Source organism: Actinoplanes sp. NPDC026623 (assembly GCF_040638275.1).
Classification (GTDB): Bacteria; Actinomycetota; Actinomycetes; order Mycobacteriales; family Micromonosporaceae; genus Actinoplanes.
In genome coordinates this window covers 1-15,674 of the sequence record NZ_JBEZXZ010000116.1, presented here as the reverse complement: position 1 = coordinate 15,674, position 15,674 = coordinate 1, and the positions used below count along the sequence as shown (strand labels likewise).

The following is a 15,674-nucleotide window of genomic DNA, read 5'->3' as shown; positions in this document are numbered from 1 at the left end:
GGGCCCGCGGCCGCCTCGGCGGTCGCGGGCCCGTCGTCGTCTCACCGCGGCACGGGCACCGGCGTGACGTGCCAGATGTCGCGGCAGTAGTCGCGCACGGTGCGGTCGGAGGAGAAGAAGCCGCTGCGCGCGGTGTTCAGGATCGACATCCGGGTCCAGTCCTGCTGATCGAGCCACGCCCGGGCCACCCGGTCCTGGCAGTCCACGTACGCCCGGTAGTCGGCAAGCGTCAGGTACTCGTCACGGTTCAACAGGTCGTCGGCGAGCTCGCGGTCCCACCCGGCGACCGCGTCCACGACCTCGCGCAGTTCCGCGTCGCGCTCGTAGTGGTCCCGGGGCCGGTAGCCCCGCCCGCGCAGGGCGGCCACCTCGGCGGTGTCCAGGCCGAACAGGAAGAAGTTGTCCGGGCCCACCCGGTCGCGGATCTCGACGTTGGCGCCGTCGAGCGTGCCGATGGTCAGCGCGCCGTTCAGGGCCAGCTTCATGTTGCTGGTGCCCGACGCCTCCTTGCCCGCCAGCGAGATCTGCTCGGACAGGTCCGCGGCCGGGATGATCAGCTGAGCCCGGGACACGTTGTAGTCGGGCAGGAAGACCATCTTCAGGTACGGCGAGACGGCCGGGTCCGCGTTGACCACGTCGGCCACCCGGTTCGCCAGCTTCATGATCCGCTTGGCCACGTGGTAGCTGGGCGCCGCCTTGCCGCCGAAGACGATCGAGCGGGGCACGACGTCCGCGACCTCGCCCCGCCTGATCCGGCGGTAGAGCGTCACCACGTGCAGCACCCGCAGCAACTGGCGCTTGTACTCGTGGAACCGCTTGATCATCACATCGCAGAGCGCGTCCGGGTCGAGGACGACCCCGGTGGCGGCCCTGGTCTGCTCGGCCAGGTCCTGCCGGTTGAGCCGCTTGACCTCGCCCCAGCGCCGCCGGAACTCCGGATCGGTGGCGGCCGGCTCGAGGCTGCTCAGCCGGTCCAGGTCCGACAGCCAGCCGCCGTCGCCCAGCCGCTCGGTGATCAGCTCGGCGAGCCGCGGGTTGGCCAGCCGGACGAACCGGCGCGGCGAGACGCCGTTGGTGACGTTGTGGAAGCGGCCCGGCCACAGCTCGGCGAACCCCTGCAGGGTCGTCGCGGCGAGCAGCCGCGAGTGCAGCTCCGCCACGCCGTTGACCGCCGAGCTGCCCACCACGGCCAGGTGCGCCATCCGGACCCGCTGCTCCCCGCCCTCCGCGATGATCGACAGCTCGCGCAGCTTGGCGTCGTCGCCCGGGTAGCGGTCCGCGACCTCCTGCAGGAACAGGTGGTTGATCAGGAAGATGATCTCCAGATGCCGCGGCAGCAGCCGCCGCACCAGCGCCACCGGCCAGGTCTCGAGCGCCTCGGGCAGCAGCGTGTGACAGGTGTACGCGAACGTGCGCCGGGTGATCGACCAGGCCCGGTCCCAGTCCAGGCCCTCCTCGTCGACAAGCATCCGCATCAGCTCGGCGATCGCCATCACCGGGTGGGTGTCGTTGAGCTGGATCACGACCTTGTCGGCGAAGACGTCCCAGTCGCTGTTGCACAGCCGGAAGCGCCGCACGATGTCGCGCAGCGCGCAGGTGACCAGGAAGTGTTGCTGCTTGAGACGCAGTTCGCGGCCGAGTTCGGTGCTGTCGTCCGGGTACAGGACCTTGCTGATGTTCTCCGAGCGGACGATCTCCTCGACCGCCTCGCCGTACTGGCCGGCGCCGAAGTGGGACAGGTTGAAGGACTGCGGGCTGGCCCGCGCCTTCCACAGCCGGATGATGTTGACCGTGCTGGTCCCGTAACCGGGCACCAGCATGTGGCTCGGCTCGCCCAGGACGATCTCGCCGGGCACCCACTTCCTGCGTACCCCGTCGAGCGGCTCGGTGTGACCGTAGAAGCCGACCTGCTGCTGGTCGTCGGAGGCGTGGAACTCCCACGGGTTGCCGTAGAAGGTCCAGTCGTCCGGGTGCTCGACCTGGGCGCCGTCGTCGAACTCCTGCTTGAAGATGCCGTAGTCGTAGCGGATGCCGTAGCCGACCGCCGGGATGTCCAGCGTCGCCATGGCGTCCAGCAGGCAGGCGGCGAGGCGGCCGAGGCCGCCGTTGCCGAGGCCCGGCTCGACGTCGAGCGCGTCCAGTTCGTCGCTCGACAGGCCGAGCGCCACCAGCGCGCTGCGGGCGCAGTCCTGGGTGCCGGAGTAGAGCAGGTTCTGGTCCAGCTGCTTGCCGAGCATGTACTCGGCGGACAGGTAGTAGATGAACCTCGGGTTCGCCTGGTAGTGCGCCGCCGCCGTCCGGATGTACCGATCGACCAGCCGGTTCCGCACGGTCAGCGCCAGCGAGTGGTACGCGTCCTGCGCGCTGGCCGACTCCAGCGTCGTACCGCGCTGGTAGTAGAGGTTGCTGAGCAGCTCGCGCCCGAAGTCTCCGGGCGTGGTGCCGGAGTGCGTCGTCACGTTGGTCACGGCAGTTGTTCCCTCCCGGGCGGTGGCGGTACGCCATTACTCGACGGTCTCACGGGGAACGTCGACGGTGATCGTAAACGCCGTCCCGCGCGGAGGAGTCGCCGGAGTTTCACAGCGGGCGCGGTGCGGCTGTCGTCCAAAGTGGGATGCGCGCCCGGGTGGGGCCGGGGGTGCCGCTGGGGCCGCCGGGAACGGTGTGCCCGCGGTGACTCGCTCAGGCCGGCGGGGCCGCGGCGAGCGGGAGCGTGACGGTGAACGTGCTGCCGTGTCCCAGCCGGGACGCGGCGGCCACCGTGCCGCCGTGCTCGGTCACGATGCCGCGGGTGATCGCGAGGCCCAGACCCGATCCCTGCGCCGCCCGCTCGATCGCGTTGGCGGCCCGGTGGAACGGCGTGAAGAGCGCGGCCAGGTCGCCCTCCGGGATGCCGATGCCCGTGTCGGTAACCGTGAACACGGCGCCGGCGCCCTCGGCGCACAGCCGGTAGCCGACCTCGCCGCGATCGGTGAACTTCAGCGCGTTGTCCAGCAGATTGCGCAGCGCACGCTCGAGCTGCCCGGGATCGCCGTCGACCCAGGCCTGCTCGGCCTCGCCGGACAGCGCTACCGCGCGCCCGCGGGCCCGCGGTTCGAACTCCGCGTGCAGCGCCTCGGCCACTGTGGACAGGTCGACGCGTACCCGGGCGCCGGCCCGGCCGGTCGCGTGGTCGAGCAGCAGCAGGTTCGACACCGTGTCGTGCAGGCGGCGGGCGTTGCGCAGGATCGCGTCGACGCCGCGCTGCTGTGCCGGCGACAGCTCGCCGCCGTCGCCGGCGGCGAGCGTCTCCGCGTAGCCGAGGATGTTCGTCAGCGGGGTGCGCAGTTCGTGCGTCACGGTCGCCACGAGGGCGGCCTGGCGCTCGTCGAACGCCCCCGGCTCACCGACCGGCCGGTACCGGCGCCGGCCGGCGGCGCGCGGCTCCCGCCCGTCTGCCTGCATCGGCCCGTCCCTGTCCCTCACGCCCGACTATTTCGGCACGGCCGGCGGCGACTTGACGGATGCGCCCGGCTTTACCGGTCGTCCTGCGGGTCGTCGGTGGGGTCGACGTCGTCGGTGGGGTCCACGTCGTCGCCGGGCTCCGTGTCGTCGTCGCCGGGCTCCGCGCTCGCCGTCGGATCCGGCGTGCCGGTGGGGCTGGGGGTGACGCCGGGACTGGGCGTGACACTCGGGCTCGGGCTGGGCGTGACGACCGGGACGGGCTTCTTCGACGGAGCCGGCTTCGGCCTGGTCGCGCTGATCCGCGCGGCGGTGTATTCCGTGCCGACCCGGGTGCCGGTCACGGCGATCCGCGCGCCGGCCACGATGCCCGCGACGCTCGCGCGCCGGCCGCCGACCACGATCCTGGCGCCCGCGGGAACGGCCACGGTGATCGTCTTTTTGCGGACGTCCTTGGTGCCGGCCTTGGCCAGCAGCGTCACGGTCCCGGCAGCGGCGTCGACCGCGGTGACCTTGCCCTCGGCGGCGAATTTGACCTTGACTCGCCTGCTCGGTTTGCCCGGCTTGACCGGCTTATCGGACTTGGCGGCGTCCACGAACGGCCGGGCGCTGTGGGACGAGGGCGCGGCCATGGCCACCGCCGCCCCGGAGACGGCGGGGACGATGATCCCGGCGGCCAGCATTGCGGCGACAGCGGAACGGGGCAGACGCATCTGGCGATCTCCTTGTTCGGGGAGCACACAGCTTGCGGGCGACGGGGTGCAAACCGTGTCGCGGACGGTTGCCGGGCGGTTGCGGGCCCGGCCCGATCGCCGCCCGAGGCCCCGAAACCCACAATCAAACCTTTGTGGACCGTCGACAACCGGCGGTGATCGGAGAAATATGACGCAGAAGAGAGGTCGAGACGCCCTCCCGGCGAGTGCCGCCGCCGCTGGGGGCCGCCCGCCCCGCCGCGCCGGCCGGCCGGGACACGACGATCGCCGATCGGCCGGAACGGGGTCGCCATTCGGCCCGAAACTCGGCCCTGACCAGCCAGTCCTGCGATTCGGCTCAACTCGGGGCCCCATCGCCCGGCCCGGAATCCGCGAGTCGCGACAAGGCATTAACCACACCTTAATTCCCAAGCCACCCCGAACACCCCACACCGGCGACGACCCGACTTCGAAACTCAATGCGATTAGTTGAAGCGCTGAGTGCGCACGCTCAGTGCAGAGAACTGAGAGCATCCTGGAAGTTGTTACCGATCCGTAACTAAGGAAAAACGCATACGTGTGGTGACCGTCACCCTAGGGGCGATCGACCGAAGTGTCCTTTACCGATGCATCTTTCCGCCCCCGGCCTTGATTTTGGTTACTCTCCGTGATTAACATTGTTTCTCTGGGGTTACCGACCGGTAGCCAACCGCTCTTGTACTGATCCGCAGGTAGAGGCAACATTCCCCGCACATTAGGACGGCCGCATCGATGGGTCTGCATGCCACCTGTTGACCTAGTGTCACCCGCGATGCGAGCCGCGTGGCGGTGCGGCCGCGCCGTTCTCACCCCCTACAAGGAGGATCCGTGAAGGATGCGCAAGGCGATCCGGCATACGGACGCACCAATTGGCGCCGTTTCGCCGTAGCGGTGGCGGTTCCCACCGCTGCCGCCGGTGCCTTGGTCTTCGGCATGTCGAGCGGGGCGTTCGCTGCCACGTTCGCCGTGTCCGGCCAGTCGTTCAAGATCTCGGCCGACAAGCTGGTCGGCACGGGTTTCGCACAGTACGGTGACCAGGACACCACCAAGGGCGGGACTCCCATCCCCGTGGCGGTCTCCGGGATCGCGTCGGCGGAGCTGTACAACCTGTGCCAGTCGGTGAAGACCCCGGGTCTCCCGATCACCCTCACCATTCGGGCTGGCCGGGAAGACAACAAGCCGGCGAAGGCCACCAACCTGCTGATCGGCGTCAGCGAGCTCAGCGGCGACGCGGAGTTCACCGACATCAACATCGGTCAGGACGCCTCGACCCTCGGTCTCGGCGGCAAGGACGCCAACGGCCACGCGGGCACCTTCGGTCAGGAAGCAAAGAAGGTAACGATCACGGGGCTGCGGCAGACCGCCGTGTCCACGTCGGCCGGTACGTTCTCGCTGACTGGTCTCAACATGAAGATCAACTGGCCCGGCGGCGGCGACGGCAAGCCGACGGAATGTTTCTGATGTAAGGCCGGAGGCCCGCGGGGGGATACGCAGCACCCGCGGGCCTCCATCATGCCGGGGTAAGGCACCATTTCTGGAGGAGTAAGTGGCATCAGCAAGTGCGTCGTCAGGCGGTTTCCGCCGCTGGCGGCGAGCCCGGCCGTTCTGGGGCGGGCTTCTGCTCCTAATCGCCGGACTGGAGTTGTTCCTCAGCGCCAACCTGTCGCTGGGCGACCTGCAACTCCACTTCGGCCCCGAGGGTTTCCTGTCCTATCTACTCCCGCTGCTGCTGATCCTCTGCGGCGTGCTCACCTGGGTCACCCCGGCACAGCGGCTCTTCTACGGCATCCTGGGCCTGCTCACCGCCGTGTACTCGCTGATCGGCCTGAACCTCGGCGGCTTCTTCCTGGGCATGCTGTTCGGCATCATCGGCGGCGCCCTGGTCCTGGCCTGGTCCCCGCTGCCGCCGCGCCCGCTGGCGACCGACACCGCGCCGGAGGAGCCCGAGGGCCCGCACGGCGAGACCGAGCCCGGGCCGGAGCAGCCGCATGACGAGCAGTACGACGAGCAGCCGCACGATGAGCGGTACGACGCTCAGGACCCGGCCGCGACCATGATCCTGCCGGGATTCGGCGGCGACCAGGACGAACAGCGGCCGTCGGTGCCGCAGCCACGGTCCGAGCAGTATCCGGCGGGCGAGGACGACCCTCGCCCGCCGGGCTCCGGCGTGCACCGCAAGGCACTGGCCATCACGCTGGTGCCACTTGTCGTTACGGCTGCCGTCCTCGTCGCCGGCAGCCGCACCCCGGCGCGCGCCGAGGTCGAGTGCCCCGAGGGGCTGCCGTCGCGCCCCGTCGCCGCGGCCAAGAAGGAGGCGGCGCGGCAGTCGTCGCCCAAGCCGGCGGCGACGAAGACCGTCGCGGACAAGACGCCCGTCAAGACCGTCCCCAGTGCTCCGGTGCCCGCCGCGGCGACGCCCACGCCGACGCAGACCGAGGGGTCCTCCGACAACCCCATCGTCGAGGGCTGGAACGGCCTCGTCGAAGGCGTCGGCGACCTGCTCGGCGTCAACGAGGAGGAAGGCGCGACCCCGAGCCCGTCGGTCACCCCCTCCCCGGCCGAGACCCCCGAACCGACCGGATCCGCCACGACGGACCCGTCGACCCCGGCGACCGGCGAGCCGGCCGAGTCCGGCTCACCCGCACCCAGCGACTCGGTCACCCCGACGACTCCGACCCCGACGCCGAGCCTGCCGGACATCCCGTGCCTCGGCCCCCGGGTGTTCAAGGTGGCCAGCCCGGACGACATCCCGACCGTCTCGCTCGATGGCGGCAAGCTCGAGACCGCCTCGCTGAAGATGGAGGGCGCCACCTACGACGGCGTCGCGGAGCTGCCCACCGCCACGGGCACGATCAAGGCGCTGAAGTTCAGCATGAAGAAGGCCACGAACAAGCCGTTCAAGCTGACCGTGTCCGAGAAGACGGGCGCACACACCGTGATCGACAGCAAAGAGTTGATCACCGAGGGTAACGTTCGCTTCTACACCCCCGAGTTCAAGGGCAAGCTCTTCGGCCTCATCCCGGTCACCTTCACCCCGGAGGAGCCGCCGCCGCTCATGCTGCCCGAGATCTCGTTCACCGACGTCACGATCAAGCTGGCGTACGTGCGCTGCGACACCCTCACCGGTGTACCCCTGACCCTCAGCGAACCGTCCTGAGGACGGCTCAGCGGGCCTGACGACCCCGCACGGCATCCGGTTGCGATGGCGTGCGGTTGGAACCTGCCCGCGACGGCACGCCCCCGGGTCAGCCTGCGCGACGGGAGCGCCAGCCGCGTACCGCCTCGTCCGGGTCGAGCGGGGGCAGCAGCACCGGCGGGCCGTCCAGCAGCCCGGCCCGCGCCTTGCGCAGCTGCTCGTTCAGCCGCGCCACGTACGCCCGGACGTCGGCCTCCGAGGCGCAGCGATCGACGCTCTCGCGCAGATCCTGTGCCTCGCGGCGCAGCGCGAGGGTCGGCGGCAGCGCTCCGGAGCTCACGCCCTCGCGGCGCAGCCAGTCCTTGACCCACCAGTCCTCGTCGTAGTCCCGGCCGTGGTCGCTGAGCGGCCTGCCCGCGCCCGGCAGGTTGTCGAACTGGCCCTGCTCCTGGGCCTCGCGAATCTTGCGGTCGATGTCTGACTCGTACCGGCTCGCCATGCGCCCCAGTCTATGGCGGCGGCGCGCCTGCGGTCCGGCCGCTAATCGCCGCCGGCCGCGGCAAGCCCGTTGACCTCGGCGTAGCCGGGGATCCCCGTCGGGCCCGGCTCGCCCCGGGCCACCGAGCGGGCCGCGGCGATCGCGGCGCCGAGCGCGGCCCGGAAGAGCATCGACCCGGTGCTGATCCGGGCGACCCCCAGCGCCGCCAGCCGCGGCACCGTCATCCCCGGCAGCAGCAGGACGTTCAGCGGTGCGTCCACACCGGACACGACCGCCCGGATGTCGTCGTCCCGGCCGAGGCCCGGCACGAAGACGCCGTCCGCGCCCGCGGCCACATAGGCGCGCGTGCGGGCCAGGGTCTCACCGAGGTCGCCGGCGTCGAGCCAGCGCGTGTCCGTGCGCGCGTTGACGAAGAGCCCGGGCACCCGCTCCTTGACGGCGGCGATGAGCTCGACCTGGTCCGCGACCGGGGCGAGGGTGCCGTCGGCGTGGCCGTCCTCGAGGTTGATGCCCACCGCGCCGCAACCGGCGAGCTCGGCGGCGAGGTCCGCGACCGCGGCCGGATCGCCGCCGAAGCCGCCCTCGACGTCCACAGTGACCAGCACCGGCAGCCGGCCCAGCCGCCGCATCAGGGCGATCGTCTCGGCGCGGCCGGCGGCCCGGCCGTCCGGCAGTCCGTGCGCCGCGGCGACACCGAGGCTGGTCGTGCCGACCGCCGCGAAGCCGGCCCGCGCCAGCGCGGCGGCGGAGGCGACGTCCCAGGCGTTCGGCAGCACCAGCGGATCACCGGGAAGGTGCAGGGCTCGAAAGTCGCTCATCGGCCCACCGTATGGTCGCGACGCTTCGGTCACCACCGAAGCGCCGGCGTCGCAGAATGGCGGGATGACCGCTCCCGCCCTGGCCCGCTTCGCCGGCCTGCTCGCCGACGAGACCCGGGCACGCTTCTGCCTGGCCCTGCTCGACGGCCGGGCCTGGACGGCCGGCGAACTGGCCGGCCACGCGGGGGTCGCCCCCGCGACCGCGACCGAGCACCTGCACAAGCTGGTGGCGGCGGGCCTGCTCGCCGAGCAACGCCAGGGCCGCCACCGGTACGTGCGCCTGGCCGACCCCCGGGTCGCGCAGCTGATCGAGGACCTGGCGGCGCACCTGCCGCCCCGGTCGGCACCACCGCGCTCGCTGCGGGCGGCCACGGCGTCGGCGGCGCTCGCCCGCGGCCGGACCTGCTACGACCACCTGGCCGGACGCCTGGGCGTCGCGGTGACCGACGCCCTGGAGGGCTCGGGCCTGCTGTCCCGCTCGGCGGGCTTCAGCCTCACGCCGGCCGGCGTCGCGTGGCTCTCGGAGCTCGGCGCGCCGCCGCCGTCCCGCCGGCCGCTGGCCCGCGGCTGCCTCGACTGGACCGAACGGCGCGAGCATCTCGCGGGGGCGGCGGGCGCGGCGATCTGCCGCCACCTGCTGGGCAACGGGTGGCTGGTCCGGATCGGCACGGGCCGGGCCGTGCGCGTCACGCGCTCCGGCGCCGCGGCCCTGACGGACCTCTTCGGTCCCGCCGCCGCCTGGTCCGCACGGGACGGATTTTCGAACACATCGTCCGCGATGGATGCGCCACCGGGTGTCGAATCAGTAAAGTAACTTCCCGGTAGGAGCCCCTCCCCCGATCCCAGGAGGCGCCGTGAGGCGATCCATCACCGCGGCGGTCGTCGCCGCGACCGCGGCCGGCGGCGTGCTCGCCGCCGGCGGACCGCCCGCGACCGCCGGCCCGGAACGCGGGGCCGTCGTCACCGGCACCTACTCGGCGGGCGCCGCACAGGCCTGGCAGCCGCTGCCGGCCACCCACATCGGACGCCGCCGGGGCCCCGCCGCCGACACGACCGTCGTCATCGATCCGAGCGCGCCGCGGCAGCGCTACGCCGGCGTCGGCTTCTCGCTGGACGAGACGAGCGTCTCCAACCTGTGGAAGCTGACACCGGCCGAGCGCGACCGGGCCGTCCGGCTGCTCGTCGACCCGCGCACCGGCGCCGGGCTCGACCGCTTCCGGCTGACCATCGGCAGCCCCGACCTCATCGAGCACCTGCCGTTCTGGTCCTACGACGAGCTTCCCGCCGGGGTCACCGAGGACTTCGCCCTGCGGCACTTCTCCATCCGGCGCGACGTCGACGCGCACATCCTCGACACCGTCAAGCTGATCCAGCGCTACAACCCGCGAGCGACCTTCTTCGCCTCGGCGTGGAGCGCGCCGGCCTGGATGAAGACCAACAACCGGTTCACCGGCGAGGTCGCGCTGCGCCCCGGCAGCACCACCTCCTACTACCAGGTGGGCAGGCTGCGGGACGAGTGCATCGACGTGTTCGCGCGGTACTACGTGAAGTACCTGCGGGCGTACGCGGAGCAGGGGGTCCGGATCGACGCACTGACCCTGCTGAACGAGCCCGGCATCGACGTGGTCTACCCGGCGATGGACCTGAGCATCGACCAGCAGCAGCGGCTCGCGGTGGCCGTCAAGCGCGAGGTGCGGCGCGCCGGGCTCGGCACCGACCTCTACGTGCACGACTTCAACTTCTGGGACTGGCGCGACCCCAACAGCACGGAGACCAAGAACTACCACCGCGTCCTCGACGACCCGCGGGCCCGCGAGGCCGCCGACGCGATCGCGTTCCACCCCTACTGGGGCGACCCGGCCGTCATGCGGGACGCGTACGAGCAGACCGGCAAGCCGGTGCACCTGACCGAGACCAGCGACCTGTCCCCCGCCACGATCCTGAGCTATCTACGGCTGGACGCCTCGTCGTACGTGATGTGGGCGCAGACCACCGACCAGGACGGCGGCACGCTGCACTGGACACCCCTGCGGGACAACAACGTCGACTGGGCGGAGGTCGGCCGCACCACCAGGTGGCCCAACCGGCTCGTCAGGGTCGACACCGCCTCGCGCACCTTCACCGTCCGCGACGAGCTTTACGCGATGGGCCAGTTCGCCCGCTACCTCGGACCGGAGCACGTCCGCGTCGAGTCCAGCGCGGCGGCCGGCGGGATCAGCAACGTGGTCTTCCGGGACCGCGGCGACCGCTTCGTCGCGATCCTGGGCAACACCAACCCCGGCCCCGCCACCGTACGGGTCGAACTGGCCGGCCGGTCCTTCACCGCGACGGTGCCGGCGAACTCGTACGCCACCTACCGCTGGCAGGGTGACGTCCCGTCCCCGCGCCGCAACCACGCACCGGTCCTGCGCGACGTGCCGGACGTCGTCGCCGACCAGTACGCCACGACCGAGGTGCGGCTGTCCGCGGCCGACCGGGACCGCGACCGGCTCGCCTACTACGCCGCCGACCTGCCCGACGGGGTCAGCCTCGACGCCGCGACCGGCGTGCTGCGGATCCACCCCACGGTGGCCGGTGAGCAGGACCTGACGGTGCGGGTCACCGACGGCGCCGCGCACGACGAGGTGACCGTCCACCTGACGGTGCGCCCGCGCGGCGCGCCGGTGGGCGAGACGGTCGAGGCCGAGTCCTATGTCGAGCAGCACGGCTGGACCGAGGGCGGCGCCGACTTCATCGAGAGCAACCCGGCCGCGAGTGGCGGCAGGAACGTCGGCTGGACCGCCGCGGGCAACTGGCTGCGGTACCGGGTGGACGTGGCGCGGGCCGGGACGTACGACCTCGAGCTGCGGGTCGCGAACGGCACCGGCGCGGTCGCCCCGGACGCGGTGTCGCTGCGCGACGCGGCGGGCGCCGTGCTGGCCACGCTGTCGGTGCCGGACACCGGCGGCTGGGCGGAGTACCGGTCGGTGCACGCCCGGGTCACCCTGCCGGCGGGCGACCAGGCGGTCACCCTCTACTGCGAGACCGGCGGCTTCAACGTGGACTACCTGCGCCTGACGGCGTAGGACGCGGGCGCGTCACGGCCACGCCCGCGGCGCCGCGGGCGTGGCCGCAGCCGGAGCAGGGCCGGCGCCGAGCGTGCCGAGCGCCGTGATGACCGTCGCGGCGAGGATCGGCGCGCGCGGACCGCGCCGCCGCCCGGTCCGCCGTTGTCGTCCCCGCTCTCGCCTGCGACGCTCCGCGGGACCGCCCGTAATTGCCCACGCGGCCGTTCGGCGAAGTCGTCACCCGGTGGCCGGTCTCCGGTCGTCGTCGAGGTCGCGCAGGGCCGCGCGGAGCAGTTCCGGGGTGCGCGCCGGCGGTTCCGCCTCGATCGTCAGCCGGCCCATCGCCGCGGCGTAGTGATCCACGTCCTCGCGCTTGTCGAGGTAGAGCCCGCTGGTGAGGTGCTCGAGGTAGACCACGTCGGGCATGTCCGGGTGCGGGAAGCGCAGGATCGTGAAGGCACCGCCGGCCGCGGCGTGCCCGCCGGACTCGAACGGGATCACCTGCAGCCGCACGCTCGGCCGCTCGCAGATCTGGATCAGCGACTCGATCTGCTCGCGCAGCACCGCCCGGCCGCCGATCGGGCGGCGCAGCACCGCCTCGTCGAGCACCGCCCACAGCCGCGGCTGCTCCTCGCTCTCCAGCATCTGCTTGCGGGCCATCCGCAGCTCGGCACGCCTGTCGATCTCCGCGGGCGTGGCGCTGCCGTGACCGAGCATGATCACCGCCCGGGCGTACGCGTCGGTCTGCAGCAGGCCCGGCACGAACTGGATCTCGTAGGTGCGGATCAGCTCCGCCGCCTGCTCGAGATCCAGGTAGTTCTGGAACCAGCTGCTGAGCACGTCGCCGTAGGAGTGCCACCAGCCGGGCGTGTTGGCCTCGCGGGCCAGGGTGAGCAGCCGCTCGTGCTCGCCCTGGTCGTCGACGCCGTACAACCTGAGCAGGTCGGTGACGTCGCGCTCCTTGAAGCTGACCCGGCCGAGCTCCATCCGGCTGATCTTCGACTCGGAGGCGCGGATCTCGTAGCCGGCCCGGTCCCGGGTGACGCCCTTGGCCACCCTCAGGCTGCGCAGGCGCGCGCCGAGCTGCAGACGACGGACCGTGGGCCCGTCGTTCTGCTGTCCTGTCACCACTCGTGTTCCCGTCGCTGCTACGGCTTACGCCCCACGGCGCCGTACTGGTCGATCTCGGGAGCGTCCTCGCCTCCGGGCGCCGGGCGCCACCGGGTCACCGAGATCACGCCGGGCTCGACCAGCTCGAGGCCGTCGAAGAGCGCGGCCATCCGGGCGGGGCTGCGCAGGTGGTATTTCGGGTTGGCCGAGATGTTCCAGATCCGGACGGCCTCGTTGTTGGACTCGCTGGTGTCGCTGCCGTCGTACATCGCCAGATAGCTGCCCGGTGCCAGCCGGCCCATGATGCGGTCGATGATCGACTTGGCCTCCGCGTCGTCCTCGATGTGACCGAGGATGCCCATCAGGAACAGGGCCACCGGCTGGTCGAGGTCGAGCGTGCGGGCGGCCTCGCCGAGGATCCGCTCCGGGTCGCGCAGGTCGGCGTCGATGTAGTCGGTGGCGCCCTCGGGGCTGGTGGTCAGCAGGGCCCGGGCGTGCGCGAGGACCAGCGGGTCGTTGTCCACGTAGACGACGCGGGACGCCGGGGCCACCTGCTGGGCGACCTCGTGCGTGTTGTCGGCGGTGGGCAGCCCGGTGCCGATGTCGAGGAACTGCCGCACCCCGGCCTCGCCGGCCAGATGGCGCACGACGCGGGCGAGGTAGGCGCGCGAGAGCCGGGCGTTCTCGGCGAGGTGGGGCAACGACGCGATGATCTGATCACCCACCGCGCGGTCGACGGCGAAGTTGTCCTTGCCACCGAGCAGGTGGTTCCAGATCCTGGCCGTCTGCGGGACGGTGGTGTCCAGTTTGGGCATCTCCTGCTGGCCGTCTGTCACTTGCACATCCCTTGCTCGACGCGATGCGGGCGAATGATCGGCGCAAGCATAAACCGCCCATCGATCGCAGGGAGGCGCCGAACGGTCAAAGTAGGCACGCCTAAGCGACGATCATGGACACCCCGGCCGCGGTCAGCCGTCGCACGGTCTCGTCCTGCGACGGGGCGTCGGTGATCACGCCCGCGACGGCGGTCAGCGGGAGCACGGAGAAGCGGGAGGCCGCCCCGATCTTCTCGGTGCTGGCCATGACGTAGGTGTCCGCGGCGCGCTGCGCGAGGGCGCGCTTCATCGCGGCCTCGTCGGCGTCGCCGGTGGTCAGCCCCGCATCCGGGTGCACCCCGGTGACCCCGAGCAGGAACAGGTCGGCGTTGACCACCCGGGCGGCCTCGACGGCCGCGGCGCCGCAGGCGACCATCGAGTGCCGGAACAGCCGGCCGCCGAGCACGTAGACCTCGATCGACGGGTGCTCGGCCAGCGCGGCGGCGACGCTGGGGCTGTGCGTGACGACGGTGGCCCGCAGGCCGGCGTGCAGGGCACGGGCGACCGCCAGCGCGGTCGTGCCGCCGTCCAGGATCACCGTGTCGCCCGTCCCGATCAGCCCGGCCGCCGCCGCGGCGACCCGGGCCTTGCTCTCCACCTCGACCTCGCGCCGGGTGTCCAGGTCGGCGATCGCCGGGGAGGCGGGCAGTGCGCCGCCGTAGACCCGCTGGCAGAGGCCGGCCGCGGCCAGGTCCCGCAGGTCGCGGCGGACGCTGTCCTCGGAGACCCCGAGTTCGGCGGCGACGTCCTTGGCGACCAGGCGACGGTCGCGCCGCAGCCGGTCCAGCAGAAACTCCCGGCGTTGCGCAGCCAACATGCACGTTCCTCCGCAGTCGTTCTTGTTTCTGCCGAGTCTAGCGGTAGGTTGGCCACATGAACCCCATGATTATCCTTATTGCTGGCCCATACCGGTCCGGGACCGGCGGCGACCCCGACCTGATCGCGGCCAACCTGGCTCGGCTGGAGGAGGCGGCGTGGCCGATCTTCCAGGCCGGGCACGTGCCGATGATCGGCGAATGGGTGGCGCTGCCCGTGCTGCATCACTCGGCGGGCGCGGTCACGGCCGAGGACGTGCTCTACCCGGTCGCGCAGCGCCTGCTGCGGCACTGCCACGCGGTGCTGCGCCTGCCCGGCGAGTCGACCGGCGCGGACCAGGACGTGGCCATCGCCCGCGAGCGCGGCCTGCCGGTCTATCACCGGATCGAGGAGATCCCCGGCCACCTGTCCGTCACGGAACCATCCAGCTGAGCACCGGGGTGCCCTGCAGGGTGACGAGCACGCACATCACCAGCAGCAGGAGCAGGCTCCAGCCCACCACCCGGCGGAAGATGTCGCCCTCCCGCCCGGCCATGCCGACCGCCGAGGCCGCGATGGCCAGGTTCTGCGGGCTGATCATCTTGCCGAGCACGCCGCCGGAGGAGTTGGCCGCGGCCAGCAGCACCGGGTCGAGGCCGGCCCGGGAGGCGGCCTGCACCTGCAGCGCGCCGAACAGCGCGTTGGAGGAGGTGTCGGAGCCGGTGACGGCCACCCCGGTCCAGCCGAGGATCGAGGACAGGAAGATGAACACGCCGCCGGCCGCGGCCAGGAACTCCCCGAGCGTGTTGGTCTGGCCCGACTGGTTGAGCACGTATGCGAGCGCCAGCACCGCCATCACGGTGACGATGGCGTGCCGCAGTTCGACGTACGTGTCGAGGTAGGCCCGCAGCGCGCGGCCCGGACGGATCCGCAGCACCAGGGCCGTCAGGATGCCGGCCAGGATCATCAGGGTGCCGGCGGCGGGCAGCCAGCCGAAGGTGAAGGTGGTCGAGGCGAGCGGCTCGCCGTTGGCGCCCATCACCTCCAGCCCCGGCCAGGCGAACTTCACCGTCCACGGCTCCTGGGCCAGGGCGTCCTTGACGGCGCCGATGTTGGCGATCGAGAAGATGGCGATGATGATCAGATAAGGCGCGTACGCGCGGGCGACCTCGGTGCCGCTGTCGCGTCGCTCCAGCGTCCCCACCGGGCCGCCGCTCGCGGC

The 15,674-nt window shown here is 71.9% G+C and carries 14 protein-coding genes; 5 read left to right on the top strand and 9 right to left on the bottom strand.

Annotated elements, in window-relative coordinates:
- Nucleotides 1-41 precede the first annotated feature (41 nt).
- The 3 genes from AB0F10_RS28460 to AB0F10_RS28450 all read right to left on the bottom strand — a co-directional run bounded on the left by AB0F10_RS28460 (nucleotide 42) and on the right by AB0F10_RS28450 (nucleotide 4,154).
- Nucleotides 42-2,468, bottom strand: a complete 2,427-nt coding sequence (locus AB0F10_RS28460) for a glycogen/starch/alpha-glucan phosphorylase (RefSeq protein WP_360631540.1) — start codon at nucleotides 2,466-2,468, stop codon at nucleotides 42-44.
- 214 nt (nucleotides 2,469-2,682) lie between these two features.
- Complete coding sequence (locus tag AB0F10_RS28455; protein ID WP_360631537.1) at nucleotides 2,683-3,444, bottom strand: HAMP domain-containing sensor histidine kinase; 762 nt, start codon at nucleotides 3,442-3,444, stop codon at nucleotides 2,683-2,685.
- A 71-nt stretch (nucleotides 3,445-3,515) separates the two neighbouring features.
- The gene (locus AB0F10_RS28450) at nucleotides 3,516-4,154 is read right to left on the bottom strand and encodes a hypothetical protein (RefSeq protein WP_360631534.1); all 639 of its coding nucleotides are present in this window, start codon (nucleotides 4,152-4,154) and stop codon (nucleotides 3,516-3,518) included.
- Nucleotides 4,155-5,000: 846 nt separating this feature from the next.
- Here AB0F10_RS28450 and AB0F10_RS28445 point away from each other — a divergent pair.
- Both AB0F10_RS28445 and AB0F10_RS28440 read left to right on the top strand, forming a co-directional pair.
- Entirely contained in the window at nucleotides 5,001-5,633 is a 633-nt protein-coding gene (locus AB0F10_RS28445; RefSeq protein ID WP_360631573.1) for a DUF6230 family protein, read from the top strand.
- 85 nt (nucleotides 5,634-5,718) lie between these two features.
- Nucleotides 5,719-7,329: a DUF6114 domain-containing protein gene (locus AB0F10_RS28440; protein ID WP_360631531.1), complete on the top strand. Its 1,611-nt coding sequence runs from the start codon at nucleotides 5,719-5,721 to the stop codon at nucleotides 7,327-7,329.
- Between the two features lie 88 nt (nucleotides 7,330-7,417).
- Here the strand turns inward: AB0F10_RS28440 and AB0F10_RS28435 are convergent, their stop codons facing one another.
- Together AB0F10_RS28435 and AB0F10_RS28430 are read right to left on the bottom strand one after the other, a co-directional pair.
- Nucleotides 7,418-7,807, bottom strand: coding sequence for a DUF1992 domain-containing protein (locus tag AB0F10_RS28435; RefSeq protein ID WP_360631528.1), 390 nt, complete (start codon nucleotides 7,805-7,807; stop codon nucleotides 7,418-7,420).
- Nucleotides 7,808-7,848: 41 nt separating this feature from the next.
- Nucleotides 7,849-8,625 (bottom strand): isocitrate lyase/phosphoenolpyruvate mutase family protein, encoded by a 777-nt coding sequence (locus AB0F10_RS28430; RefSeq protein ID WP_360631525.1) that lies wholly within the window; start codon nucleotides 8,623-8,625, stop codon nucleotides 7,849-7,851.
- 64 nt (nucleotides 8,626-8,689) lie between these two features.
- Between AB0F10_RS28430 and AB0F10_RS28425 the strand changes: the two genes are divergently transcribed.
- Together AB0F10_RS28425 and AB0F10_RS28420 are read left to right on the top strand one after the other, a co-directional pair.
- Nucleotides 8,690-9,439, top strand: coding sequence for a winged helix-turn-helix domain-containing protein (locus tag AB0F10_RS28425; RefSeq protein WP_360631523.1), 750 nt, complete (start codon nucleotides 8,690-8,692; stop codon nucleotides 9,437-9,439).
- A gap of 40 nt (nucleotides 9,440-9,479) precedes the next feature.
- On the top strand, nucleotides 9,480-11,690 hold the full coding sequence (locus AB0F10_RS28420) for a carbohydrate-binding protein (RefSeq protein WP_360631520.1): 2,211 nt from the start codon (nucleotides 9,480-9,482) through the stop codon (nucleotides 11,688-11,690).
- 219 nt (nucleotides 11,691-11,909) lie between these two features.
- Here the strand turns inward: AB0F10_RS28420 and AB0F10_RS28415 are convergent, their stop codons facing one another.
- The 3 genes from AB0F10_RS28415 to AB0F10_RS28405 all read right to left on the bottom strand — a co-directional run bounded on the left by AB0F10_RS28415 (nucleotide 11,910) and on the right by AB0F10_RS28405 (nucleotide 14,474).
- Nucleotides 11,910-12,803 carry a helix-turn-helix transcriptional regulator gene (locus AB0F10_RS28415; RefSeq protein WP_360631517.1) on the bottom strand — a complete coding sequence of 298 codons (894 nt, stop codon included), beginning with the start codon at nucleotides 12,801-12,803 and terminating at the stop codon, nucleotides 11,910-11,912.
- A gap of 17 nt (nucleotides 12,804-12,820) precedes the next feature.
- Complete coding sequence (locus tag AB0F10_RS28410) at nucleotides 12,821-13,597, bottom strand: SAM-dependent methyltransferase (RefSeq protein ID WP_360631570.1); 777 nt, start codon at nucleotides 13,595-13,597, stop codon at nucleotides 12,821-12,823.
- Between the two features lie 121 nt (nucleotides 13,598-13,718).
- On the bottom strand, nucleotides 13,719-14,474 hold the full coding sequence (locus tag AB0F10_RS28405; RefSeq protein WP_360631514.1) for a DeoR/GlpR family DNA-binding transcription regulator: 756 nt from the start codon (nucleotides 14,472-14,474) through the stop codon (nucleotides 13,719-13,721).
- A 56-nt stretch (nucleotides 14,475-14,530) separates the two neighbouring features.
- Between AB0F10_RS28405 and AB0F10_RS28400 the strand changes: the two genes are divergently transcribed.
- Complete coding sequence (locus AB0F10_RS28400) at nucleotides 14,531-14,905, top strand: DUF4406 domain-containing protein (RefSeq protein WP_360631511.1); 375 nt, start codon at nucleotides 14,531-14,533, stop codon at nucleotides 14,903-14,905.
- Here AB0F10_RS28400 and AB0F10_RS28395 read toward each other — a convergent pair.
- On the bottom strand, nucleotides 14,886-15,674 hold a 789-nt coding region (locus AB0F10_RS28395), incomplete at its 5' end, for an L-lactate permease (protein WP_360631508.1). The genes AB0F10_RS28400 and AB0F10_RS28395 overlap by 20 nt on opposite strands.

Excerpts from the sequence above, each read along its gene's own strand:
- AB0F10_RS28455 (WP_360631537.1), bottom strand. The coding sequence starts at position 3,444 with ATGCAGGCAGACGGGCGGGAGCCGCGCGCCGCCGGCCGGCGCCGGTAC.
- AB0F10_RS28450 (WP_360631534.1), bottom strand. The coding sequence starts at position 4,154 with ATGCGTCTGCCCCGTTCCGCTGTCGCCGCAATGCTGGCCGCCGGGATC.
- AB0F10_RS28435 (WP_360631528.1), bottom strand. The coding sequence starts at position 7,807 with ATGGCGAGCCGGTACGAGTCAGACATCGACCGCAAGATTCGCGAGGCC.
- AB0F10_RS28430 (WP_360631525.1), bottom strand. The coding sequence starts at position 8,625 with ATGAGCGACTTTCGAGCCCTGCACCTTCCCGGTGATCCGCTGGTGCTG.
- AB0F10_RS28425 (WP_360631523.1), top strand. The coding sequence starts at position 8,690 with ATGACCGCTCCCGCCCTGGCCCGCTTCGCCGGCCTGCTCGCCGACGAG.
- AB0F10_RS28410 (WP_360631570.1), bottom strand. The coding sequence starts at position 13,597 with ATGCCCAAACTGGACACCACCGTCCCGCAGACGGCCAGGATCTGGAAC.
- AB0F10_RS28405 (WP_360631514.1), bottom strand. The coding sequence starts at position 14,474 with ATGTTGGCTGCGCAACGCCGGGAGTTTCTGCTGGACCGGCTGCGGCGC.
- AB0F10_RS28400 (WP_360631511.1), top strand. The coding sequence starts at position 14,531 with ATGAACCCCATGATTATCCTTATTGCTGGCCCATACCGGTCCGGGACC.